Origin of the sequence: uncultured Anaerobiospirillum sp., assembly GCF_902485895.1 — a bacterium.
Classification (GTDB): Bacteria; Pseudomonadota; Gammaproteobacteria; order Enterobacterales; family Succinivibrionaceae; genus Anaerobiospirillum; species Anaerobiospirillum succiniciproducens.
This window is the reverse complement of record NZ_CABTML010000024.1, coordinates 1-26,432: the sequence shown is the minus strand read 5'-3', so window position 1 is coordinate 26,432 and position 26,432 is coordinate 1. Positions and strand designations below refer to the sequence as shown.

The window sequence follows — 26,432 nt, the reverse complement described above, 5'->3', positions numbered from 1 at the left end:
TACCGTTAACTTATGAGGCTTGCGTAATAGAAAACTACATGTCCGGATCATGTAGAACCATGGTCAAAATCATATAGCAAAAGCCTTATATAAGCCACTCCCTAAAATCGACCAAGTACTGCAGCCAAGCTACAAGCCTTATAACACATCACCCGTAAATGCCCTTTAGTCGGATGATCCTCTGCTGGGGATAGCTAACCCATATTGCATAGCGCACTCTTTGGACATGCCAGCACCGCACTATCCACCATCTTATCGAGAACACTACCACCTGCTTCCAGTGATTGCCGCATGGCCTGCCCCATACATTCCCCATCGCATCGCATCGCGTCCTGCCTGCCTGCCTGCCTGCCACCTACCTACCGCATTCACCATATCCATCCATCCATCCATCCATCCATCACCATACCACTCTAGGCTTGGCGAGCTGTTTTAGTGCAGCTTAAAAAATCCATTCTTATTTGATGAATCATTAGCCAATAGCATCAATGATGTTTTTGGCGATATAGCACTAATACCAATGTGCCTGACATTCTAAATATATGTAGCACATATACACTATATTAACTTTTCTAAGTAAGATAACTTGAGTTTAAAAGTAATAGTTTGTGTAAATGTCTGTAATGATGGCTTTTAATAAAAATATCGAGAGATTTTGGCAATATTGGTTAGAAAATCTATCAAAAATAACGAAAACTGTATGGATATTCTTTAATTCATGCCGTAGTCAAAACTATAACCACTTGGGATGTGTTGTTGAGGGTGTTTAAGCTATATTTGCTAGCTTTTTGCTAGACAATGCCTGCAAATTTATATATTTTGCGCTGTTTTTCCTGCATTTTGCGTGATTTTTAGTTTTTCTAAAGTGTTGTAATTAATGTGTAATTACTTATGTACTAAAAGTACACTATATTAAATATTTGTGCATAAGTCCTTATTTATAAAGTGCCTCAAATTTATAAAAATTAGGCACAATATATACTCGTCGTGAAAGGTTAAGTTTGGTGTATATGCTAGATAGATGTATTGCCAGCTCTATGTGATGGATCTTTATGGATGTTTGATATAGCAATAACACCCAGAACGAGGCTATATGGCATGCTGTGCGATTAGGGATAGCAGCGCATAAGGTGGTACTACTAGGCGCTATGGCGGTAGGAGGTAGTTGGTGTCAGTATGGTTATATTTAGGCATGCCATTGGAGTACAGCATTAGGCACTTGCTTAAGCACCCAGCCATGCTCTTAATCGAACCTGAACAGTAAAGACAGTGCTTAAGGCCCAATATAACGCTATGCATATCTGTGGGATATTGATATATATCGGATTTATAAAGGTTTTATTGCAAATTTTGCATAAGATCTATGTAGCTTGTGGGAAACTTGTGGGATATCGATATATTTCAGGTTTATGCGACTATAAGCTCCCAATAGCACTGGCGTGTAAATGGTATTTGTAACAGCGCCCGCACTAGAGGTTTGATTGTGTACATGTTCGTATAGCACTTAGAGGACTCTAGGACGTGCATGTAGAGCTTTTGTGTAGCTTCTAGATATCTTTAGTTATCTAACTAAAGTGTGCTCTATATGAAGCGTGTATGGGGCAACTGATTGTTTGTTGGGAGTTAGTAAGGAGAGGCTTATGAACAATGCAAAAGAGTGCTGTTAAAGAGGCCTAAAAGCTAAGAGTTAAGGCCTCGCGAAGGGAGATAGTGTACTGGCTATTGGTTAAGAATGATCGTGGTCTATTGCTTCTTGCCTACAGGATCGGAGAAGTCAAAGCCAGCTGCACTACCACCAGATTCAAAGAATGACTCTAGGATGATCTTAGCTGCTGTAGCATCGATCTTACCTTTGTTCTTAACTAAAGAGCGGTAACCACCATGGTAGTTAAAGATCTCATCTTTAGCCTCAACTGAGGATAGACGTTCATCTTTAAAGTAGACACGTAGTTTGTAACGAGTCATAAGACGATGACCAAATTTCTTGGCGCGATTGGTCATGACTTCGTTTGAGCCATCCATGTTAAGCGGCATACCCACAACAATGTAGTCTGGCTGCCATTCTTTAAACACTGTCTCTAGTTGTTGCTCGTTAGGTATTCCGTTTTGGGCTTTGATAGCTGTAAGCGCTTGTGCTGAACCTAAAGACTCTGTACCTACCGCTACACCGATATGGTTTAAACCAAAGTCGAAGGCTAATACACGTCCTGAACTCATAACGAAATCCTATACATGGTTATTAATAAAATCCCTAGAACAATCATCTTGCACTAGGGATGTAGTTAACGCAAGTAGTCTATACAACGCTACTTAATCATTTAGCTTATGAATCTAATTCACAAAGTAAGCTTAAGCCAAGCTGAGGACTGGTGTTAGCCTGCATTAGCAAGAGGCAGCGGCCTGTTAAATGATGGACTGCTGGGAATTGTTTGCAGACTCTTTAGCAATGTTAGCATCGCGAATACGGCTACGAGCATCGGCTTAGTGAGCTGCAACGTTAGACTGGTTGCGGATATAGCTCTCAAGCCGTATAAATTTGGCATTGGTAGGAAGTGTGATGTTCTCTAGCGTGGTGATACAGGCCGTATGTAACGGCCTGTGGTGAGGTAGTTAGGATTGTTTTAAGTATGGGAGTACGTGTTCGATATTCTTCCAAAGCTCTGGCATGCTATCGACTCGCGTACTGATCTCGACCATACCAAGTGTAGTAACTGGACGGAAGATCCTTGCTAAAGGTGAGGTATGGAATAGAGTTACATGACTCCTATTGGTTGCCTCAGCTTTATATGCATCCAAACTTGGATCTTGAGCTTGGCTTGCCATGGCTAAGGCAGGATTTTGCAATATCTCCTCCTTGCTCATGGTGGTTTGAGACTCATCAAACAAACGGCCTTGCAGTGCAAACACCATACAAGGAGCCTTAACCTTAACTAACTCAAACTTCTGCACGAGTTCACTAAGCTCGTCAGTCTTGCTAGTGCGTACAGTGCTGATGGTATTAGGCTTAAGATCAGTAACTGTAGATACCTCGTTTAAAGCAGCTGTTGCATTGCTTAACTGACGATCTTTATTCTCGTCGCTAAGCTCCTCTGGCACTCTATAGAGCGGATTTTCCATTACGCTAGTATCGATATCGTTGCGCTTTTTAAGTACAGCAATCGCAACTTCATCTGCGTATTTGTTCTTAAGATCCTCAATATAGTGACGCTTAACATTGTTAGCATCAGAGAACTTAGAGTCGAAAATGATGTAATCATCATCCCAAAGCTTGTTATCCCCTGAGCTTACTTTCAAGATAAAGTCAGGAGTAAAGAAAGAGTATTGGCTCAGACGGTTGCTACTTGAAAGAGTGGTTCTAAAAGCGCGAATACCATTTTCAAATCTATTACTTGAAATGATCGGTTGATAGTACAACGTTATACGTTGTTTACCACGCTCAAAGTAGTAAGTGTTGGCCACCTGATCATCACTACTGATGGATTTTGCAGTTTTGCGGTATTTAAAATTAATCGGGATACGATCGCTAGATGCTACAAATCCATTTTGTAACAGCATGCTAATGATGCGATAAAGACAGTAGTACTCAAAAAGCTTATCGAGGCGGTTTACCTTGAAGAGTAAGAAGTCTTTGCTAGCGTTAAACTCACCATAGAACAGGTAAGTGCGAATACAGCTAAGCACTGCAGCATAAGGTTTAATCTCGCGGAAAACCTTGGATTTGAGTGAGCGTTTTTGTAGTACAGCATCACGAATACCGAAGATCTTAGCGTAGCTTAGGTAGATACGATTGAGGCTCGCAATCAAGCTTCTGAGAGTATCAATGTGCTTACGGAAAATACGAATCTGAATACCCTTCAGTGCCATGATCGGAGCTTGGCTACTCTCTTCGGCATTCTCTGGCACATTACCTACAAAATGCTGCTGCTCATCTAAGATACTGCAATACTGGCTTAGTACTTTGTCAGCACTACTCATGACTGTGCGGATAAATCCAATTACCGCACGATTTTCAGGAGTATCGTAGTTCTTTTTAGTGACCTCACCTTGCATGCGTGATGGCAAGTACTTTTGGCCATTGATATCAATGCCATAAGGAGCATTGTCGATCTTAGCTAGTACCTCAGGGTGATGCATCAGCCACTGATAATTCTTGTGGGTGATAGAACGTACGCTTTCAAAGTTTTGTAGCTCATATCCTTTGACTAGCACATGCTTTGCTGAGTTCATGAAGATACTGTGCTGCTTTTGATAGCACTCAATGATATGTTCAATGAGCTCAATGTATGAGACTAAAGACTTATAGGAGCGATGCTCTGTAAGTAAACTATCTGATGATTGCTCAAAGCTTTCTTCATAAATGTTTTGCATGAACATCAGATCTAAGATCTGAGAGTCATTTAATGCTGAAAGCTCCTCAAGAATACGACTGATGTTGCGATTGTTTTCAGATGAGCAGGTGCACAAGAAGTAATTCGAGTGCATATAGATGCGCTGTCCATCATCAAGCACGATTTCAATCTGCAGCTTAGTCGCATCATAGTGCAGTAAGAAAGGCTGATAAGTGCTAGTAGAGTTCTGTTCGATTAAAACTGCATTACCAACAAGCTGATTGTAATCTCCCTCAGAGTGGTAATAGTTAAAGTAACCCTTTTGCTCTTCATTGATATACAGATAGATGCCAGTGACGCGTTTAAAAGAGCCATCAGCATTAGTTAGCGATAGAGGAGCGTTATCTATACCGCTAGCAAAGATATCCATAGAGCTTTGATCAAGATCTTGGCCATCAAATGCATCTAGCTCACGACGCGCGGTAGCGGCGATCTCATAGTTAGTAAAGCCATTTTGCTCAAGGGCACCATTATCATAGGCACTATTAGCAATAGGAGAATATAAATTGCTCTCTTTAGGTTGCTCTTCATTGTCAGTGATGCCTAAATCATCATTCCATCTGTCTTCACTTGTTTTAGTTTGCTGAAAAGAAAGAGGATTGATGCTGTTTAACTGCTCTTGTAAAGCCTTTAAGTTTAAATGTATAGCAAAAGAGTAGTGACCGTTTTCATAGACCTTATGACAACGGTTAAGGTTGATATCGCTATAAGGTATCGATTGCAGCGATAGATCTAACTCCACCTCTTGTGCGTCGCGATTGCGATTATCGCTAAGAATGACCGATACAGCTGCCATAGTGAAAGCCCGTAATGAGATAAAGAAAACACTTAGCCACTACTGTTTTAAGAGGGCATATGATTTAGCACCATACTAAGGATTATGCCTTGTTAAAAGCTAGCATGAAGCTTAGCTGCTAGCTTAAAACAGTAGTTTTTATGACTAAGTTAGCTTAGAGGCTTTTCTCGCTCTTAAGCGCTCTTTGCAATCTTGCTTTAGCGAGAGAAGAACTGATAGAAGCCAAGATCAGCACTACCATTACGCTCAATACGTTCTAAGTGCTTTGCACAAATAGGCATGGACTGATCAGCACACTCTGCAAGCAGCTCCTTCACTAAGTAGGCATAACGCTCACCAGTACCATTAATGGTAGGTAAGATCTTCTGAGCTACAGCGTAGTCAAGCGGCGCAAACATGGTACCTGGTGTATTGCACTTCATGCAACGAGAGGCGGCCAAGCAGTAGCTGTTAACCATCTTAATGTTACGTGGGCTAATAGGCAGTGAGCATCTTTCACTAGCAAAGATCTTTTGAATAGTCTTCCACTTGCTAACGAGCATGTCGTCTAAAGTGTCATCCTCTTGTGGATTAAAGATACGAGTTAAAGCGCTAAATGGCACTACCGGACGAGCCTCGCTATCAGAGTCACTAAAGGCGCGGCTGAACATGTCATTAGATTCTTCTTCAATATCTGCAGGCTCTAAGGTAATTACCCAGCTACGATCTAAGAAGCGAGCAGAGAGCTCTTCAGTAGTGTGGTCAAAGTTGACAGTAGCTAAGAAACGCAGTTGTTCTGGTAGCATCATATCGTTGTTGCCACCAAGGCTAATGCTGCGCTTAGAGATAGAGTTGAAATCGCAGTTTCTAAAGAATGCAGACCAATAGTGCTCAATTGGGCTTAAGTTAGCCTCATCAAGCAGAATGATGTATGGAGCAATTTTGCTCTTTCCAACTTTTGGATCAAAGACGCTGTTACGGGCTTCAGCATCTAAGGTAGCAAATGCGTTGTAAACAGCAGCATTACTCTTTTCCATCTTGCGAGATAATGGATTGTAGTAACCAATTAAATCGCGAAGAGAAGTCCAACCACGCTCTACTGAAACTTCAGTAAAGCGATTGTTAGTGTCCTCACGAGATAGACCTAAGGCGCGGCTTAACAGATTACACAGCGAAGTCTTACCTGTACCAGGCTCACCAGCAAAAGTAGTGATAAAGCCTTGAGTAATACAGATAAGGTAGTTGGCTATATCGTTATCGCGAATGTCGCGCTTGCCATAGTCATTAATGTAGGTGCTGACCATGCTGATGATATCTTCTGGCTTTTTAAAGTCATCATCGTTCATCAGTACTGCAGGATTAAAGGTGTTAATCTGAGTTTCTTGAATGTCAGAAACTTGCTCTACACTATTTTTAGAAGAGGTATAGACATGTTGCTGCATCGGAGGTGCAAAGATACCAGCCTCAATGAACTTAACAGCAAAGTCAGCAGTGTCTTTGAACTTAGCAATGTTGCTTTGCAGTCGTTGTAAGACGCTATCGCAGCCCTTGTCGAGCTCTTCTTTCATGTTGTTCTTGGTTTCGATCTCCTTGCGCATTGCGTCAAGAGTTTTCTCACCATTGCTAATCGCTTCAGAGAGCTTGTCATAGCGAGCTTGCATGACCTTGAGATCATCAACACTTTCAAGACGACGGGTCAGTGAGTTGGTCTTGGACTTAAGATCATCAACCTGGCGGTTAAGTGCCTCATTTTCTGACTTAAGCTTAGAGCTTTCTTCTTCAGCTTTTTGTAACTTAGCCTTTAAGTCCTTTACTGCAGTTGCAAAGGCCTGATTAGTCTCACTGCCTTCAATCTCAGTGCTATCAATAGAAGACTCAGAACGTGAGATGTTTTGCATTACATCATTGAGTGCATTCTTAGAAGTTTTGCTTTCTAAGATGCCATTCTTATCTTCTTGAATGCATTGAATAAGCTGCTGTCTTAATTCGTTGTTACTTACAGTAAAACGCATCAGCTCATCAGTAAGATCGCTAAAGCTGAAGATCTCAGGAAGCAACTCACGCAGTTTTTGTTTGCGCTCTTCGCTAATGGTCATTGAATCTAATACATTGAGTGCATTGTTACAATAATCCTTAATATTGCGAGCTTCTTCGCGAGAGTAGTTAAAACGCTGCTTGGCATGATCTAAGAAGGTGTTAAGCAAGAGACGGTGATCGATCATGTCATAGGTGGTTGTACATGTTCTTACCGAGGTCTTTTGCACTGGTACTAAATTGCACAGCAGACGATTGTGATTCCAAGAGTGATCACTTACATCAAGAATGGAGTCTAATAAATCTTGTGGGCTATATGCGCCAATCATATAGTCATAACGCTCTAGGCCAACAAGCTTGATGCCGTTATCGGTCTTATCAAAGCCAAATGGGCCATAGAACTTGCCTTCGCAATGCAGCAGAATATGGTTGGTATAGCAGTTATTAATATAGAACTCGGGCTCAATAGTTCTAGTTTCAAGAATGCTCTTAAGACGTTGTGCAGTTTCAATGATCTGATAGAAAGCTTTGCTATCGATTGGTTCAATCCAGACTTCTGATTTGTCTCTACCTAACTGTCTATTGAAACGTACGCGAATATGGCTTTGATTAATAGTTTGAGCGTCTATTTGTGAATTTAGTCTAAAGCTAACGACGGCTCCATATTCTTTACAAAATGACTGTGCTTTTGCATCACCAGCTAAACGTACATCTAAACGTCCTTGAGGTGGAAATTCATCCCAGTCATTGATAGCTTCATATTTATTGCCGTTAACTACATATCGTGGATATATATAACATAGTGTGTTCTCATCTTGGTTCACCATATCTGCACGGTTATAGTCGAGAACACCAATTATAGTTTTGCCTAGATATTTTTCGGGTGTAAACATTATCGTTAACCTATGATTGAAATCTTTATATTCTATTTATCTTAATATCTTTGATGCCAAGACATCATCAAGGCACTTAGCTATTATGCCGTAGATTTTGTCTAATCTAAGTGACAGTTATGTGTGATTGTACATAAATGATATGCATAATAATAAGTATGTGATGTAGGTTGAGAGTGCATGATAAGTAACACTTAACTTATCAGTGTCATTGTGAAACTGTCTACCTAAAGCATCTTGATCCTAGGTAGCGTAAATCTTCGATAAAACTACGCTAGCCAAACCACATTTAAGCTAGCGCTAGTTTAAGTCAGGATCGTTATCTTTAGCTCTTACTTACCAATACAGAAAGTAGAGAAAATTTTTCCCAGGAGATCATCAGAGGTGATCTTGCCGGTAATGGTGCCTAAGTGGTTTTGGGCAATGGTTAGCTCACGTGCCGTTAATACCAGATCGCCAAAATCAATTAGCTCACGAGCTCTTAAAATGGCCTCGTAAGTCTCCTCAAGTTCACCTAAATGTCTACGTCTTGCAGAGAACACTCCTTCACTTGGAATGATGCCTAAGATCTCATTGAGTTTATTGCGTAGCTCATCTAAACCACCTTCTTGTTTGGTGGAGGTAGGAACCTGAGGATATTGATTTAAAGGAGCGCTAGAGAGCAATGCTGCTGTTTGAGCATTAGGCTCGAGATCTTGTTTGGACTTAACCACTAAGATGTTTTGTGGATTATCAAACATCGTATTGATGTGGTTTAAAGTGTCGACAGCATCAGATGCCTCTTTAGAGCTATCAACCATCAGTAATATAAGATCAGCTTGCTTTAACTCATCTAAAGCGCGGCGAATACCGATAGCCTCGATCTCATCGGATGGCTCATCACGAATACCAGCCGTATCTGTAATGGTTACAGGGATACCGCCGATTTCAATATTCACAGTAAGCACGTCGCGAGTAGTGCCAGGAATGTTGGTAACGATGGCTCTTTCTGCGCCTGCCAAAGCATTTAATAAAGAGCTTTTGCCAGCATTTGGTCGACCTGCGAGCACAATACGCGCACCCTCATTGAGCTTAAGGCCCTGATTGGCGATGGTGCGTGCTTCTTGAGCATCCTTAATCAGATCATCAATCTCACTAGCAGCACGGCCTGAGTCAAAGAAGTCCTCGTGCTCCTCAGGGAAATCAAGGCAAGCCTCGATACGCACACGCAAGGTAGTAAGGCGCTCAGTAAGTGAGTTTAAGCGCTCAGCAAAGGCTCCATTTAAAGATGCCATAGCTGCCTTAGCTGCACTCTCAGATCCAGCAGAGATCAAGTCTTCGACAGCCTCTGCAGCAGTAAGATCCATACGACCGTTTAAGAAGGCACGACGAGTGAACTCACCAGGTTCAGCCTGGCGCACATTCTTGTGTTTAAGGACTGTACTTAAGAGGCGTTGCGGTACTACATTACCGCCATGGCCTTGCAGCTCGATTACATCCTCACCAGTGTATGAATATGGGGCTTTGAAATATAAGAGCACGCCCTCATCGACTACCTCATCGCCATCGTAGAACTTTTTAAAGTAGGCATAACGAGGCTTTAGATCAGCAGAGCTGCTTTGCCCCTCTGATAGAGCGCTCTTTTGCTCGTCCTTAGCATCATGGTTAGTGCTGCGCTTATTAATAAGGCTCTGTGCTACGTTTAGAGCATCAGGGCCTGATATACGTATGATGGCGATGCCACCGCGACCTGGGGCGGTGGCTATAGCCGCAATAGAATCGGTAAAGTCGATCATATAAATGAAGTTCCTGACTATTAAGTTAGAACAATTATATGCTTGTATTGTTTAAATTCGCGTCTTGTGGGGATCTTAGTTTGCAAAGCCTGATTACATCAGCACTTGCGCGTAAAATAGCAAATGTCTGCTTCATCAAAAACAGATCTTTTGCACCCTGAAAACAAAGAATTTTAAGTAGCTTAGTGACCTAACTTAGTGTGCCTGCCTTGCACTTGCCTTAGCATTAGTCTGTGAGCGGCAAACGTATTTAATAGGCCGATTAATGAAAAAGCCCCGCATCCATTGTCACTTAGTATGACGTTGAGATGGCGGGGCTTTTAGCTCAAAGCACAAGCTCTAAAGAGCTGTTTAGCTTACTGGTTCTTAACGTGTAAGCCGCGCTTTTCAAGTGAGCGGTAAATGATAACCTGCTGGAAGATAGTGAACAGGTTAGAGATTAACCAGTAGATGGTCAGACCAGCTGGGAAGGTACAGAACATAAAGGTAAAGATGAATGGCATAGCCATGAATACTTTACGCTGAATTGGATCTGTTACAGGAGTTGGAGACATCTTCTGGATAAAGTACATGGAGATACCGTACAGGATTGGGGTTACAAAGTACGGATCGTGTACAGATAAGTCAGTAATCCATAACATGAATGGAGCATGACGCAGCTCGGTGGACTCCATTAAGGTCCAGTACAGAGCAATGAAGATTGGCATCTGAATAAGTAATGGGAAGCAACCGCCAAGTGGGTTTACTTTCTCAGTCTTATAAAGACGCATAGTCTCCTGACCTAACTTCTGACGGTCATCGCCATAACGATCACGCAGCTCCTGCATCTTAGGAGCTAACAGACGCATCTTAGCCATTGAGGTGTACTGAGCCTTGGTCAGTGGGAATAAAGCACCACGGACGATTAAGGTCAGAACGATGATGGCAAAGCCCCAGTTACCAATGAAACCATGGATGAACTCAAGGATCTTGAATAATGGGATGGAAATGAACCACAGCCAGCCGTAGTCTACGGTGAGATCAAGGTTAGGTGCAACCTTTTCCATTTCATCCTGGCTCTTAGGGCCAATCCACATGGAGGACTTAAACTCATGGCTCTGTGAAGGAGCGATGGTAGTAGCCTCAGAGCGGATACCGATAATAGCCTCAGAACCGTCCTTGCTTGCATTAGAGAAGATTACATTCTTAACGCCTTCAGAGGTGTCACCGATCCAAGCAGATACGAAGTAGTGCTGAATCATAGCAACCCAGCCTGCGCTGGTCTTAACGTTAAGTGGAGTACGATCTTTTGAAAGATCTGCTAAGTCTTCTAAAGTGTGCTTCTCATAACGGGTTTCGTCAGAGGAGTAAGCGGTACCACGGTAGGCACCTGCTACCATGAACAGACCTGAGTTGGACTGCATGGTTGCATCCACAGTCTGCTTTAACTGACCGTAGAAAGCCATGGATACGTTCTTACCGGAGTTGTTTACTACGTCGTACTTAACGTCTACAACATAAGAGCCACGCTTTAAAGTGTAGGTCTTTGTGTAATCAACACCGTTTTGAGTGAACTTTAAGACTGCACTGACGCTATCTTCACCCTCTTGCATAACAATATTGTCATTGCTAAAGGTGTAGGTAGGACGAGCCTTAGAGTCAGGGCCGTTAGCACCGATTAAACCAGACTGTGACTGGTAGGTGAACAGTGGCTCAATCATTAAGAGGTGGAAAGGATCATCCTTACCCTGTTCCTGCTTGACCTTTAAGAGCTTAGCGTCAACAACATCACCGCCAATGGATGAAATAGACAGCTCGAGAGTGTCTGAGGTGATCTTAATGAGTTTGCCTGTGGAGCTTTGAGAACTCTCAGCAGCAGCCATCTGCTCTAAGCGCTCAGCGTGCAGCTGAGCTTGCTGCTCCATAGTAATCTTATCTCTCTCGTAAGCCCAGTAGATAAACAGGGTCAAACTTAAGAACAGAATGAAAAGTATGTTTCTCTGTTGTTCCATCTCAAGAAACCGTTTTTAGCTTAAAAACACGTCATTGACGCATAAAATGCGTTAAACACCGCATGTATCAAGTACAGGCACTGCCATTACGCCTAATTAAAAGTTCTGCAGCCTGATTGTTAATACCTGTAAGCAGGATGATCAGGATTACGGCAGAGTTACTTGGCAAAATGCCTGTATACCCCATCCATATGTCTTAACTTCATGTCGTAAGACAGAAGATCTAGAACTTTACCAAAGTGCAATATTATAGCCTAATTAGGCTGTCCGATGCGGTTAAATTGCGATTCCTTTTCTAGAGAGTGATCACAACTTGCCTTGTATTATTGCCATGATTCGTTATTCACACTCAATAAAGCCCATAAAAACCAAAATAGAAGCCGAAAAATCACATAGTTATATGGAGCGGCGGTGCATTACATGATGATTGCTTTAAAGCAAATGTAAAATTCAATTGCGTAGCAGTAATCTCATCACTTTGGCTTACAAAAGAGGTATCAGACGCCTTTGAAATGTTAAAGGTGTGCTTTTATTGGCAGACAAACTTGCCTTTAATTAGATAGGGATTATCTATCGTATTTATCATTAGAGCTATTAACTCTAGTGGTCTTGTTGACTATTTGGTCTCTAGATGAGGCAGTAGAGTTTGGCTGTGATGAAGTTGAGTCGTTTGCTACAGATACAGTTGTAGCGTCGATGCTATTTTCATCTAAAAGAGAGGTAGGGGAAAATGCATTAGTGTCGTCAGGTTCATCATAACCTGAGAGATGCTGATTAGAGAGAGGATTGCGTGGAACTGGGTCAATACCACCTTCATTAAGGGGGTGGCAACGGCAAATACGTTTTGTGCCGAGCCACATGCCCTTACCGAGTCCCCACTCTTTAATAGCTTCTAGGGTGTATTGAGAACAGCTAGGATAGAACCTGCAGTGTTGGCCCAATACAGGACTTAGGAGCCTTTGGTAGGTACGAATCATTAAGATCGCTGTTTGCCCAACCGGCGAGAGATTTGAACCCATAAGCCATCTAAAGTTGAACTAATATCGCGATTACTGATATCGCCTATACCAGGTCTGGCTAAGAAAACCAGATCTATATTAGGAAGGGATTCCCGTGTGTTTCTAAAAGACTCTCTAACCAGACGCTTGACGCGATTACGCCATACCGCACGTTTTAGAATCTTCTTAGGAACAACTAGCCCGAGCCTTGCGCAGTCTTGGTCATTCTTGCAAGCAAGAATTAGTATTCCTTGAGCGCTGACGCGCACGGGCTTTTTAAATACCCGGTCATAATCCTCGGAAGCAAGTAATCTTGCCTCACGAGGAAAGGCACTATTAGGCATTTAAGGAATTAAACGCTTAAACGCTTACGGCCCTTTGCACGACGGCGGGATAAAACCTGGCGACCGTCAGCAGTGCGCATACGCTTGCGGAAACCGTGGGTACGCTTACGCTTTAAAACGTTAGGCTGGAAAGTACGCTTCATTTGAAAAATTCTCCAAAGGGTTGGCATTTGCCTCAGCGGCTATGCCATTTCATAAGTTTCAATCCCGGATTTGTACGGTATCGACGTCCTCATCTGGGCATCAAAACTCAGTCACTATCCGGCACCGGATACTTCAACAGTATTCGGCTGACAACGCTGTCAGGTGATGCACTCATTTAAGCTAGGCTTATGAATGTCACAACCTCCACTAGAGTAACCCTCAGTAGTGAAGCTCTATGTTCCTGACACGTCAATATCAGCGATAAGCGCCAAAGCTCTCATGCTGATCATTGAGTAAAATCTGTAGCACAGACCAAACTAACAGCCAGGCTGTTGCAGCTAAAGAGCCGCAGCACAAGGCCAGATGCGTTAGGTGGGCATACTGAAATGCGTATTCTACAGTCTATAGCTATATTAAATCAAGGTCTTTAAGCGCTATTTTTACCTATAAAGCAAGTTTTTTCATGAGCACCCTCATCAAAACAAGATCGCCTTACAGATCGCTACTGAGAAAGCCTTCATCATTGCTCTAATGACCTCTTCATTTAGACAGATGCCCTAAAGCGCTGCATAAGTCAGCTTTCATCATATAAAAAGCCTTAAATCTAAGACATTTAAACTTGCTAACCTGCCCTAGTTAAGTAGATTAGAGCATGCCCATGTAGAGCTAAAAAAGATCAACCTATCCACATTAGCTGTGGGCATGGCAGATGATCATCGATTAAAACAGAACTCTCCCTTAGCAAGATCAATACTTAAGATCTTAATCAAGATCGTCAGTGTTGATCATGCAGCTCAAGATCGTGGCCAATTATGATCCTCTAAACACAAAATAGTTAGTAGCTACTCAATATAAGATCTTACGGTCTCGCTATATACAAAAGATCGTGAGCGTAAGATCGTGCCTCTACATATATATGTAGGGTAAAGTAATAATCCTTTGTGATTAAGTTGGTTGTGCCTAGAACATTTATATCTATCTAAGCAGTGGGTAATTGGATCGAGACAAAAGTAGATCTGCAGTAGATCTGCAGTAGATCTTGAGTAGAACTTCACTACTATAGATGTATCCGACTCTGTGGGAGTTTCCCACAAGCAAAGTAAGCCCTATGCAAATTTTGCATTTTTTAGTTGTGCTTGTGGGATTATAGATGTGTACTACTATTGCAATGCTTGGTTGTGGGGAAAAGTTTTGTTGAGATGCCTTCAGTATTTAGCTTAAGATCTCTTGTTGGTTCTTGTAAGCTATCGACATGATTGAAAGCTTAGGATGTGGCAGCAATAAGAAAGAAGATCTTGGTACTACTATTAAGTGCAAGATCTTATCGATGCTGGTAGCGTGATCTTTAAGCTGAGTGAACAATGAGATCGAGGTGAGTGATCTCATCGAGAACATATGATAGGTCGTACAAAAGGATCAGACTTAAGATCATAAGATCGGTGGATTGCTGTGAGGGAAAAGCTGCACTTTAATATCTCTTAAAAGATCTTCTCTTAGCACAATAAGTTAGTGCTGATTTAGTTTAGATAAACGAGATGCGTTTTGGCGCATACTTTGAGTTTTTTCGCACTAATTATATGAAGTATGCGCCATACAGAGCTTGGCTAAGATCGCGAGCGAACGTGATAAATATCGTGTTTGTGGGGATTTTGTGTTTTTTTGTGGATTGGGAGATAAGATCTTAAAATGCGATAAATAGGCCCTTTTTGCTTTACGGATTTTGAGCGTAAAGTTCTACTAACTTTTGCTGCAAGACGATCTTCACTCCATAGGCTAAGTTTTGATCTTTGATCTTTAAACTGCATGTGATCTTGATGGTTTAGCTAAGTTGAATCTTCAAGGCATTTAATGAGCCCCAAACTAAGATCACTGGTGGGATGTAGGATCATGGCAGAGTGAGATCTTGCTTTTATCTAAAATGCGCGATCAGCTATAAGAATATTGGGTGGGTATGGGAAGGTGCGGCGTTATTGAGATCTCATAAGAGTGATGACAGATCATTTTGAGGTGAAGATCTAGGACTCAAAATGATGGCGATCGCAAGATCTTGCATGGTAATGAAAGATTTGCACGATTGTGCAAATTTGCGGTCTAAACATCGTACGATCTTATGATCTGAATAGGACTATTTTGCGATCTTTGGTCTAAGAGCAATTTTAAGTGAGTTTTTGGATCGTAAGTTAAGATCACTTAACTTTCGTGGCGTATAATTGTTGATGTTGCCAAGTGTTGCTGCAAGGCTTAAATATGCTAAAAGCATCTGTGCTAGTGCTTCATAAGATCAGTGATCTTTTGGGTGATCTTGGTTGTAAAATGTAAGATCTTAAGATCATGATTCTTGAGCACAAATCGCCATGAATGTCAGCTAATTTTTTTAGAAAAATTTTAATCTTGCAGTGGATGTTTATGATCCGCTTGTCTATCGTGATGATCTTGGATCAGGATCGTAAGATCAAGATCTTAGTAGGTTTTTAAGACAATCACGATCGGCAAAATGATCTCAAAACACCTTGGTAATATGGTACAATAAGTCACTACTCAGTCATCCTAAACGGATGCACTGAAAACCGCATAAAAAACGGTATTGCTCATACCCTGGCAAGCGTTCTGTAATACTGTTTAAGATCATGCGGTGATCAGTAACAAGACTGCTCTTTTAAGATCTTGATATCTTGGTTTTAGAGAGATCGAAAGGTGTTCAACTTTTGATCTTTAGATACGCTATTTTTGCGTATGATCTTTTATTGAGATCATGAGATCAGTCTCAGCTTTTTAATTCAGCTCCTTCTCCTTTCGTTGCTCAAGGGCCTAGTGGGTTCCTGTAGCTAAACAGCTATTAAGGTGATGAAAGCGCCGACTTCATTATGCTCAGATAATTGTCCGCTTACCCGCTAACCATGCAGGGGCGGGCTTGTACGCCCTTTAGTTTTAAAAAAGGAGCATAAGTGTCGTCAGTAAGTGATCGTGGCGAAGCAGCGATCGCAAACTGGAGAGATGGAGTTTTTTATCACGCATGCACTACTGTATTGGTGTTCTTAGTACTAATGTTCAGTCGATTACGACTAGTACGCCAATCAGTCCTATAAGCTTGCATTGCTTTAAGGATCTGATCACATCAATCCCCAGTAGATAGCAGCAGCTTCCGATTTTTGTCAAACATCATTCGGTACGATCGAGAGTTACATGTGATAAAGCAGCAGGGAACTGTACTTTCATATGTTCTTTCAACTCATCTAATAGTGATCTTATGTCGTGTATGAACCAGGGAAACCTCTTGGTAAAACTCTGGCAATAACGGTGTCGCTTTTAAACCGCGATCATACTTAAGAGTCCTTTAGATGTTTAAACATCGTGCTGTATAAAGACTCAATAGCAGTGACTGCTGTATTCACTCCTTTTTTAGAGGCAGGCATACAGGAGGAGCTGTTGTGTTGATGATGTTTAATGGTTAAACCACAGACAGGTTAAAAGCTACTGTCTGCTTTTAGACCTTTTATGCACGCGGTAAAGAGACCCGAGTTCACGCTTCTACTTCAAAAGGCAGCCAACCTTCCCTATATAGACTGGCTATCTTTTGAAGTAGGTGGCGGGGGTGATGCCCGTCTGAAAGGTTGGTAAGGACCGTCATGGATTCCTGGCAATTATGGCGTCAGGCAGTCTTACGTGTCGCAGCTGCGACTGACGAGATGTTGGAAGCACGCGTTATCAAACTGTTTTTCTACGAGGTTGGTTTCATCCTTGATAAGCAGTTAGATAAGGTGCGCTTTATTTGTTCAAGCGAATACATCTACAATGCATTCGCTCCTTACGCAACTCGTTGTTTTTGCGAAGTAAGACATATGCTGCAGCAGGATGATCTTGGCTTTTCATGCGAGATCGTATCTGCTAAAGAACTGAGTCATCTTTATGAGTCTCAGTTGCTGCTTGATCGCACTTTCTTGAATACCGTCAGTGTGAACGTACCTCTTTGCGAGGCGTTTGGTGCGCCTTTATACGCAAAGACTAAGTGCATTCTGACTAATTCAACCTCATCTACTAATACCCTCTCAACCGGAGCTAGAGAATTAGCTGTCGGCGGATCGGTGCAACCTTTTGCAAACGTTCGTAAGCTTGGTGTACCTAAAGAAGTCCTCGACGCTGCCCTTCAGGAAAGCTCCGTAAGCAGCGATCGTAAAGTTGAAGAGTATGTACAGGATTCATCTTTCATGAATGCCTGCGCTCAAACTCGCTCTAACGATCACGATGAAGATCTTTCATTAGCTCCTCAAGCTCCTCGTGTGCATGAAAGTCAGCAGAACGTAACTAATGCAGACCATGATCTGTTCCATGGTAACGAGCAAGAGATCTCATTTGCTGAAGATACAAAGCAAGATTGCGTAAATAACGTAATCCCACAGAGTCAAAATCACATCCCACAAGCTGAAGGTTTCACTAACCCACATGTGGATTCTTCTCATGTAATGCAACAAACCCTTCTTGATTCAGGCACTATGCCTGTAGCTGCAGTAGCAAACGATGCTACAGCTAGCGAGTTTACAGAAGGTCTTAAGCATGCAGCGATGGATGTAAATCATTCTGATATTGGTGTGCCATATATGGATCCTCCATCAGGCCTCTTTAGCGATGTCATGAATGATCGTGATCTTTACTCTGAGTACTTTGATGATGGCATTGATCCGATCTTTGAAGATCGCCGTCATGAGTTTGATGATTGCCTTGATCCTGAGGTCACTGACGAAGATGTCTTTAGTGGCCATGCCCATGAGTACAGCTATCGACAAATGGATGTGGAGTGCTTAGAGGCATATGAGGATAGTGATTTTAATGCTGAAGAGTTTGGTGATGTACCTCCATCAGAATATGTCTCTGATGTGGATCCTGCTTACTTAGATGCAGATAATTCACGTAGCCAAGATCTTCTCCAGAGCACCACTATTGAGGGCAATGACTATCAAGATCGATCAGTGCACAATGATCTGTTAGGTCATGTACCAAATCAATCTTCAGCACAGATTAATGTTGTAAATAACAACACTGTAGGTGCAGATCAGTACAATCCTTATAGCTTTATGAAGCAGGCTCTTGATAGCAGCAACGTAAATGAAGACGTCTGCATGCCGTCAACTGCTCGTAATGACAACGCTATTGATGATCTTGCAGCATATGAGCATTTAAATGCTCAGCTTCATCAGGTGCAGCAGCAGTTTTTAGCTCATAATCAGCCTGATAGCGCACTTGAGATGCAGATGCAGCAGCCTTTTATGGCTCAAACTGAGTCTCAAATCGCTCCAGAATCTATGACCATGCCAGCAGCTCAAGCAATGCCATCAGCTCAGGCTATTCCTGTAGCTCAGACAATGCCGTTAGCACAGGCTATTCCTGTAGCTCAGGCAATGCCATCAGAGCACTGTGATCCTGCAGTTATGGCCATGCCATCAGCTCAGAGCATGTTAGCATCATCAGCTGTAGCTCCTAGCGCTCCTGTAGATCCAATGGTTCAAGGTAGTGTATGCGCTGCTAATGTCTCTCATATGCAAGGATATGAGTCAAATCATGCTTACGGCAATGATTGCGATCTTTATGATGAAGAGCCTCGCAATAAGCGTCGTGCATTAACTGCTCAAGATATCTATGCAGCCGAGTATGCGCAAAATGTAGATCTGTATGCTCAGCTTACTGGGGTGCCAAACGCTGCCTTTAATCAGGTCAATGGCATGTTAGAGCCTCAAATGCCTTATGCAGCTGCTAATAACCTCAATGAGCGTGAGTTTACTGACTTTGATCGTTTCATGGCTCAAACTCATAGCAATGGTGCATTCCCTAAGAATGCCTATGAGATTCTGCCTGAAATCGATCTGCCAACTACAGGTAAGCGTAAGCAAAACAATGTAGCTTCTACTCAAAAAGATGAGCCAATCATTTGCCCATCTGTAGCAACAAATCCTGAGTACACCTTTAACTCTTTTGTTTGCGACAAGAAGAATGCTACTGTGCTCAATAGCGTACGTGCTATTGCAAATAATCCAGGCAACCCAGCTCATAATCCACTGTATATCTACGGTGACTCTGGCGCAGGTAAGACTCACTTACTCAATGCCATTGTTAATGAGATGAAGGCTTTAGGCATGCCTGAAAATCAGATTGGTTATATTCGTACTAAGGACTTCATTCGTCATTACGTATCAACTATTTCTGACCTGCAGAAGAACCGCTTTAATAATCAGCAGGTTTATTTCCACAAGAGCTTCTTAGACAAGCGTGTGTTGGTATTTGATGATCTTCAGGAGTTTAAGAGTGCTACTAAGAGCCGTGAAGTGTTCTACGGTGTCATCTCAGCATTCTTAGATAGACCAGGCAGCCAGCTCATCTTATGTGCCAATGTGCCTCCAGCTCAGCTGCAGAATTTTGGTTTTGATGATCACCTTATGTCACTGTTACATAGTGGTCTATGCCTTGAGGTAAAAGCCCCATCAGCTTCAACCCGTCGCTTGATGCTTGATGCAAGATGTGAGCATTTGCATTTAACCATGGAGAACAATGTTAAAGATTACATTGTTTCAAAGGTTTCATCAGACGTACGTGAGTTAGATGGTGTCTTAAAGACCTTGTTATCGCTGCAGTGTAATTCTGGTGTGATCACCATGAATGAGGCTGTAAGATGCATGTCTCGATTCACTTGCAAAGATAGACAGTCCCTTAGCATGTCAGATGTTATGGATATTGCAGCTAAAGAGCTCAATGTGACTGTTAAAGATATCTTGTCATCTCGCAAGAAGAAGCCGGTATCAATGGCCCGTTCCCTTGCTATGACAGTGATTCGTGAAGTCTTTGAAGGCAAGTACTCACTAAACGACATTGGTCGCGCCTTTAACAAGGATCACTCCTCTGTACATGAGGCAGTAAGCCGTACTAAGAAGCGCATCATTAGCGATACCTTTATGCACGAAAAGTATCGCAACATCATGCAAGTAGTTAAAAAGCAGCTTGCATAAGCATACGCACCTCGTGCTTAAGGCATTTGAGGATGATGGTACTTATGCAACAGCGGATATACGTGTTTAGTGCTGTTTAGCGTTCTGATGTTCAATGGATTATGTTTTTATTGAATCCATCAGAAATGTCTAAACGGTTATAGCGGTGGCGTATATCGCGAAAAGCTGATATATTTCAGCTTCTTTGATTAAAAGATCACTTTGCCCAGATGTATTTTGGGCATAAGGTATAATATGCACGAACCATGGCGAGACACTGTATGTGAAATAGCCATGAGTGCTTTTGTGATTGGTTTAGCGTCAGAAGAGCTAAGCTACTCAGAATTTAAAGCTCAAGCTTAAGTAATCTTAAGCTTATACACGTTTTACGTTGAGACGTAAGTTTCAGCTTTGGTGACATCATGAAATTTACCGTACCTGTACAATCAATTATTGGCCCAATTACTACTGTTGCCAATATTTGCACCTCCAATTCATCTAATCCAGATGACCTGTCTCAGTATGTATTAGTTGAAGTTAGAAAGGATGCCCTTACTTTAAGCGGTACTGACAATACTGTTCAAATCAGTGCTGTTGTTCCTTTTGCTGATGGCGCATGTGAAAGTGAAGGTACTTTCTTAATGTCATCAGACAAGGCTGCTAACTTCTTTAAGAGCTTAGGTTCTAAAGATGATGTGTCTTTAGAGCTCGATGAGAATGATGAGCTTTTAAACATCGAGTCAGATCGTGCAACTTACTCTATGCGTGTTCGTCTTATGGCTGAGAACGTTAAGTTCCCATCTTTTAAGATGAGTGAAGAGCAGAATGTTCGTCAGTTCACAGTAGAAGAACACAAGCTGCGCTTCATGCTTGAAAAGTCAGTTTTCTGCGTATCACGTGAAGAGTACCGCGACTACCTCAAGGGTGTTCGTTTTGAAGTACGTGGCAATGAGTTCACTATCTTTGCTTTAGACGGCCACCGTATGGCAGTGTTAGATACCCAGCTTGCTGAAGAAGCTTCAGAAGATATTGCATTCTCAATGACCCTGCGTGGCGTAACTGAGATGCAAAAGCTCTTATCTAACTCACCAGATCGCCCATTAACCTTAAGCGTCAGTGAGAACTTTGTTGCTACCAAGATTGGTATGTTCAGCATTGCAAGCCGCATCTTAAAGTGCAAGTTCCCTAATGTACGCGGTATTCTGCCATCAAAGTGCTCACCAGAATTACCAGTAGATCTTGATTCATTAAAGACCTACGTTAAGCGTGTATCTCTGTTCTCTAATAAGCGCATGAATCTCATTAACATGTGCTTTACTTATAACAACTTAGATATTCGTTCACAAAACGCCGATCATGAAATTGGTGCTGCTCGTTTACCTATTAATTACCAGGATGAAAAGGGCAACCGCGATATCAACTTAAACGCTGATTTCGTTAAGGACTTCTTAAACGCAATCGAAACCCCTCAGGTTGTTTTCTGCTTTGCACCTCCTTACACCAATACCATGCTGCGTCCTAACATTGAGATCAATGAGTTAGGCATCAGAGTGCGTTACTTAGTAAGCCATATTTCAGTCTAATAGCTAATGCTATAAGACAAAATACAACAGGCTCCTGTATGCTTCGTTACCAAATAAACGAGTGCATGCAGGGGCCTGATCTCATTAAGGATGATGTAAAACAAGTTCATCGCCGCACTTAGACGCTATTTACAGAGAAATCACGGATGTATATCAAACGTCTTATCATTAACGACTTTCGTAATATGGACTACGCAGAGATAGAGCCTTGCCAGGGCTTTAACTTCTTATGCGGTCCTAACGGTAGTGGCAAGACTTCTGTGATTGAGGCAATTCACTATCTGTCATTAGCTCGTTCTTTTAGAACCTCGTCCTATCAGTACCTGATTAAACAGGGGCGTCCATGCTTTAACATCTTTGCTTTAGTACAAGAAGATGAAGAGGGAGTAGACACCACCATAGGAATGTCTCGAAGTCGCGGAGAAAACGCGGTGATTAAGATTAATTCTGATCAGGTCTCGCGCATGATCGATCTTATCGATCTTATCTGCGTACAGATTATTCATCCGCAAGGTGTTGAGCTGATTACTAAAGAGGCAGAGGGGCGACGTAGTTTCATCGACTGGGGTGTGTACTACACAGATCCAGAGTTTAAGAACTTATGGCTGCAGTACCGTAAAATTCTCAAGCAAAGAAATTCTCTTCTGCGTAAGGAAATGCTTAAACGTAAGGGTGTATCGCGTACCTTAGCAGATATGGACTTTAATGCCTTTGAGACGTATCAAGCAAATCAGATTAGTAATGTACAAGGCCACTCATCTCAATTAGTTAGCCCTTCAGGTCGTCCTTTAAATGACAAGTTGCCTGTAGGTCAAAGCAACTCAAATATACATGAGCAAGACTTAACTGAGCAGTATCATGAATCAAGTGAAGATGATGTTTTGCACGATGATTTAGACATGCACGCGCTATCCCAAGGGGCTCAATTTGGTGTAGCTAAAAGCGCAGATAACGCCCATGATGGGCTTATACAGGCTGTTCCAGGGGGCTTTTTTGCATCAAATCATAATGCATTTGATGAGGTTACTCTCTGGGATGAACAGCTTGCGCTTTTGTGTGAACAAATCACTGAAAAACGAGTGGAATATTTGAGTCGACTGCAGGTAATTTTGCAGGAAATCATAGGTCGATTTTTGCCTAATTTTAAGATCAAATTTGAGTTAAATCCTGGGTGGGAAAAAGGCTTAAATCTAAGGTCTGTACTGGCTCAAAACCTTGAAAAAGACAAGGCTTTAGGCTATACTTTTTACGGTTGTCACAGGGCTGATCTTAAGATCAAAAATAACACTGTTTCAGCAGGTGCAACTCTGTCTCGAGGACAGTTAAAAATGCTAGTTTACGCTTTGCGTTTAGCTCAGGGAATGTTGCTAAAAGAGCATAGCAATCGATCATGCATTTATCTCATCGACGATCTCAACTCTGAGTTAGATGACAATTCACAAAAAGAGTTGCTTAATACACTGCTACAGTGCCGACATCAAGTATTCATAAGCAACATCCGCCAAGAACTCCTCCTCCCTAAAGATAGATCTGACTATAAGGTGTTCGCCTTAGATAGGGGTATGGTGTCGTTAGCCGCATCAGATAACTGATGTGCCTTTGTCCCATAGTTCAGCGGGTATTTATGCGCTAAAGAAAGAGGTCAAAATGTCTGAACAAGACGTGCAAGACAATTACGGTGGTAACAGCATTAAAGTGCTGCATGGTCTAGAGGCTGTAAGAAAGCGTCCAGGCATGTATATCGGCGATACCGATGACGGCTCCGGCTTACACCATATGGTGTTTGAAGCCGTAGATAACTCAATTGATGAGGCTTTAGCTGGCTACTGTGATCAGGTTCTTGTAACTATCCATAAGGATGGTTCCGTATCCGTAAAGGATAATGGTCGTGGTATTCCTGTAGACATTCACCCAGAAGAAGGCGTATCTGCTGCAGAAGTTGTAATGACTGTGCTGCATGCCGGTGGTAAGTTTGATTCAAACTCCTACAAGGTATCTGGCGGTCTTCACGGTGTTGGTATCTCTGTCGTTAATGCTCTATCAGATCGTCTCGAATTGACTATTCGTAGACAGGGCAAGATTTGGCATCAAGTCTACTTAAACGGTGGTGTACCTGAAGCTCCTTTAGGTGCTATTGGCGATGCAGACGACACTGGTACTTGCGTACGTTTCTGGCCAAGCCCTGAAATCTTCTCGATTACCACTTTTGAGTACAAGATACTTGAGAAGCGTTTACGTGAGCTTGCTTTCTTAAACAGCGGCATCAAGATTATTCTTACTGATGAGCGCGTTGAAGGTAAGACCCACACTTTCTACCATGAGGGTGGTATTCTCGAGTTCGTTGATTACCTTAACAAGGGTAAGAACGTTCTTAACAAGAAGATTTTCCATTGCAAGTCAGTTAACAAGGACAATATCCAGGTTGAAATTGCTATGCAGTGGACTGATGCTTATAACGAGAGCATCTTCTGCTTTACCAATAACGTTCCTCAAAAGGACGGTGGTACCCATTTAATGGGCTTTAAGCGTACTTTAACTCGTACCTTAAACAACTTCTTAGAGCAGTCAGGTCTTCTTAAGAAACACAAGGTAAGCACTTCAGGTGATGACTCACGTGAGGGCTTAACTGCTGTTATCTCTGTTAAGATGCCTGATCCAAAGTTCTCCTCACAGACTAAAGATAAGCTCGTTAGCTCTGAAGCAGCCAATGCTGTTGATGCTGCTATGGGAGATAGCTTTAACGATTTCCTTGAAGAAAACCCATCTGATGCAGAGATTATCTGCATGAAGATCATCGAGTCAGCTCGTGTACGTGAAGCTATGCGTAAGGCTCGTGATTTAAACCGTAAGAAGGGTGGCTTAGATATCAACTCACTGCCAGATAAGTTAGCAGGTTGCCGTGAGAAGAACCCAGAGGTTTGTGAGTTATTCTTGGTAGAGGGTGACTCTGCAGGTGGTTCTGCTAAAGGTGGTCGTGATTCTAAGTTCCAGGCTATTCTGCCGCTGCGCGGTAAGATTCTGAACGTAGAAAAGGCACGCTTTGACCGCATGATTCAGTCTCAGCAGATCGGTACCTTGATTACTGCTTTAGGCTGTGGTGTGGGCAAGGATGAATACGATCCAGAGAAGTTCCGTTATCACAACGTTATCATCATGACTGATGCTGACGTGGACGGTGCTCACATTCGTATTCTGCTTTTAACTTTCTTCTATCGTCAGATGCCTGAGCTCATTGAGCGTGGCTATGTATACATTGCTCAGCCTCCACTTTACCGTTATCAAAAGGGTAAGCAGACTGTTTATGTGCAGTCTGATAAGGAAGCTCTGCAGTACCGTACATCTTTAGCTTTAGATAACGCAAGCTTACACGTTAACGCTGATGCTGCTCCATTATCAGGCACTGCCCTTGAGAGTCTTTTTGCTGATTACAACAAGGTTATGACTGCTCTTCCAAAGATGTCTAGCAAGATCCAAAAAGATATCTTACTGCAGCTTATGTACTACCCAGCTCTGAGCAAAGAAGACATGCACTCTCAAGAGAGCATGACTGCTTGGACTGATGGTTTCATTAAGAAGTTACCATCTATCCCATCCGAGGGTCTGCACTTCAAGGGTACAGTTAAGTTTGATGAGATTGCTAACTGCTACTATCCAGTAATCATTCACCACATTCATGGTATGGATTACGAGTATCACTTAGATAGCTCATTCTTTGATTCTGCTGATTATGCTTTACTCAAGAACATGAACCGTAAGGTTTGCGACCTCATTGAAGACGGTGCATTTGTTCGTTCAGGCAGCAAGGAAATCAAGGTAGCTAACTTCCATGAGGCCTATGAGACCTTAATGAAGGAAGGCTTTAGTGGCGTTAAGATTCAGCGCTACAAAGGTCTAGGTGAAATGAGTGCTGAGCAGCTTTCTGAGACCACCATGTCTCCAGACTCTCGTACTCTGTTAAAGGTTAGCATCGCTGACGCTATCGAGGCTGACAGTCTCTTAACCAAGCTGATGGGTGAAGAGGTAGAGGAGCGTCGTAACTTCATTGCTGATAATGCTGAACGCGCCGTCCTTGATATCTAACCAATAAAATTAACACATCTACCGCCGCGCTACAGCCTGGCAGGTACACACAAAAAAAGGCAGCCTCGGCTGCCTTTTTTGTTGCCCCGCCCAAATGTTCCACGTGGAACACTCCTCACCAAAATCATCCCAAAACGCTGTGGGAAAAAAATAACCTCTCAGGTCGATTCAAGTACTTGGCTGAATAGATCTACATGACAATTGTTCCACGTGGAACACTCAAGCCTAAATCATCCCAAAAAGCTGTTGAAAAAATGAACCACTCACGTCGATTTAAGTGCTTGGTTGAATAGGTCTACATGACAATTGTTCCACGTGGAACACTCAAGCCTAAATCATCCCAAAAAGCTGTTGGAAAACGTGACCGGCTAACGTAGAGTTGAGGTGGTTGGATGCAGTATGTCAGATGACACGTGTTCCACGTGGAACAATCAATCCGAAGTCAGCTAAAAGAGC

General features: G+C 42.3%; 12 protein-coding genes. 4 read left to right on the top strand and 8 right to left on the bottom strand.

The window, feature by feature from the left end:
• Positions 1 to 1,743: 1,743 nt before the first annotated feature.
• The 8 genes from ruvX to rpmH all read right to left on the bottom strand — a co-directional run bounded on the left by ruvX (position 1,744) and on the right by rpmH (position 13,341).
• Positions 1,744 to 2,217 (bottom strand): Holliday junction resolvase RuvX, encoded by a 474-nt coding sequence (gene ruvX, locus RDO37_RS02085; protein ID WP_044121998.1) that lies wholly within the window; start codon positions 2,215 to 2,217, stop codon positions 1,744 to 1,746.
• Positions 2,218 to 2,610: 393 nt separating this feature from the next.
• Complete coding sequence (locus RDO37_RS02080; RefSeq protein ID WP_308497947.1) at positions 2,611 to 5,184, bottom strand: DUF2357 domain-containing protein; 2,574 nt, start codon at positions 5,182 to 5,184, stop codon at positions 2,611 to 2,613.
• A 197-nt stretch (positions 5,185 to 5,381) separates the two neighbouring features.
• On the bottom strand, positions 5,382 to 8,090 hold the full coding sequence (locus RDO37_RS02075) for an AAA family ATPase (RefSeq protein WP_027940116.1): 2,709 nt from the start codon (positions 8,088 to 8,090) through the stop codon (positions 5,382 to 5,384).
• Positions 8,091 to 8,422: 332 nt separating this feature from the next.
• Positions 8,423 to 9,865 carry a tRNA uridine-5-carboxymethylaminomethyl(34) synthesis GTPase MnmE gene (gene mnmE / locus RDO37_RS02070; protein WP_308497946.1) on the bottom strand — a complete coding sequence of 481 codons (1,443 nt, stop codon included), beginning with the start codon at positions 9,863 to 9,865 and terminating at the stop codon, positions 8,423 to 8,425.
• 356 nt (positions 9,866 to 10,221) lie between these two features.
• A complete protein-coding gene (gene yidC / locus RDO37_RS02065; protein WP_308497945.1) occupies positions 10,222 to 11,856 on the bottom strand; it encodes a membrane protein insertase YidC in 1,635 nt (544 codons plus the stop codon).
• A 566-nt stretch (positions 11,857 to 12,422) separates the two neighbouring features.
• On the bottom strand, positions 12,423 to 12,875 hold the full coding sequence (yidD, locus tag RDO37_RS10830) for a membrane protein insertion efficiency factor YidD (protein ID WP_374045298.1): 453 nt from the start codon (positions 12,873 to 12,875) through the stop codon (positions 12,423 to 12,425).
• Positions 12,833 to 13,198: a ribonuclease P protein component gene (gene rnpA, locus RDO37_RS02055; RefSeq protein WP_273324844.1), complete on the bottom strand. Its 366-nt coding sequence runs from the start codon at positions 13,196 to 13,198 to the stop codon at positions 12,833 to 12,835. The genes yidD and rnpA overlap by 43 nt, the downstream gene beginning before the upstream one ends.
• A gap of 8 nt (positions 13,199 to 13,206) precedes the next feature.
• A complete protein-coding gene (rpmH, locus tag RDO37_RS02050; RefSeq protein ID WP_273324846.1) occupies positions 13,207 to 13,341 on the bottom strand; it encodes a 50S ribosomal protein L34 in 135 nt (44 codons plus the stop codon).
• 3,627 nt (positions 13,342 to 16,968) lie between these two features.
• Here rpmH and RDO37_RS02045 point away from each other — a divergent pair.
• The 4 genes from RDO37_RS02045 to gyrB all read left to right on the top strand — a co-directional run bounded on the left by RDO37_RS02045 (position 16,969) and on the right by gyrB (position 25,976).
• Positions 16,969 to 20,334, top strand: coding sequence for a DnaA ATPase domain-containing protein (locus RDO37_RS02045; protein WP_308497944.1), 3,366 nt, complete (start codon positions 16,969 to 16,971; stop codon positions 20,332 to 20,334).
• 401 nt (positions 20,335 to 20,735) lie between these two features.
• On the top strand, positions 20,736 to 21,896 hold the full coding sequence (gene dnaN, locus RDO37_RS02040) for a DNA polymerase III subunit beta (RefSeq protein ID WP_027940295.1): 1,161 nt from the start codon (positions 20,736 to 20,738) through the stop codon (positions 21,894 to 21,896).
• A 146-nt stretch (positions 21,897 to 22,042) separates the two neighbouring features.
• Positions 22,043 to 23,488 carry a DNA replication/repair protein RecF gene (recF, locus tag RDO37_RS02035; protein WP_308497943.1) on the top strand — a complete coding sequence of 482 codons (1,446 nt, stop codon included), beginning with the start codon at positions 22,043 to 22,045 and terminating at the stop codon, positions 23,486 to 23,488.
• 55 nt (positions 23,489 to 23,543) lie between these two features.
• Positions 23,544 to 25,976, top strand: a complete 2,433-nt coding sequence (gyrB, locus tag RDO37_RS02030; protein ID WP_308497942.1) for a DNA topoisomerase (ATP-hydrolyzing) subunit B — start codon at positions 23,544 to 23,546, stop codon at positions 25,974 to 25,976.
• Positions 25,977 to 26,432: the final 456 nt, after the last annotated feature.

Bases quoted from the DNA above. Each gene is read 5' to 3' on its own strand.
- ruvX (WP_044121998.1), bottom strand. From the start codon at position 2,217: ATGAGTTCAGGACGTGTATTAGCCTTCGACTTTGGTTTAAACCATATC.
- RDO37_RS02080 (WP_308497947.1), bottom strand. From the start codon at position 5,184: ATGGCAGCTGTATCGGTCATTCTTAGCGATAATCGCAATCGCGACGCA.
- RDO37_RS02075 (WP_027940116.1), bottom strand. From the start codon at position 8,090: ATGTTTACACCCGAAAAATATCTAGGCAAAACTATAATTGGTGTTCTC.
- mnmE (WP_308497946.1), bottom strand. From the start codon at position 9,865: ATGATCGACTTTACCGATTCTATTGCGGCTATAGCCACCGCCCCAGGT.
- yidC (WP_308497945.1), bottom strand. From the start codon at position 11,856: ATGGAACAACAGAGAAACATACTTTTCATTCTGTTCTTAAGTTTGACC.
- yidD (WP_374045298.1), bottom strand. From the start codon at position 12,875: ATGGGTTCAAATCTCTCGCCGGTTGGGCAAACAGCGATCTTAATGATT.
- rnpA (WP_273324844.1), bottom strand. From the start codon at position 13,198: ATGCCTAATAGTGCCTTTCCTCGTGAGGCAAGATTACTTGCTTCCGAG.
- rpmH (WP_273324846.1), bottom strand. From the start codon at position 13,341: ATGAAGCGTACTTTCCAGCCTAACGTTTTAAAGCGTAAGCGTACCCAC.
- RDO37_RS02045 (WP_308497944.1), top strand. From the start codon at position 16,969: ATGGATTCCTGGCAATTATGGCGTCAGGCAGTCTTACGTGTCGCAGCT.
- dnaN (WP_027940295.1), top strand. From the start codon at position 20,736: ATGAAATTTACCGTACCTGTACAATCAATTATTGGCCCAATTACTACT.
- recF (WP_308497943.1), top strand. From the start codon at position 22,043: ATGTATATCAAACGTCTTATCATTAACGACTTTCGTAATATGGACTAC.
- gyrB (WP_308497942.1), top strand. From the start codon at position 23,544: ATGTCTGAACAAGACGTGCAAGACAATTACGGTGGTAACAGCATTAAA.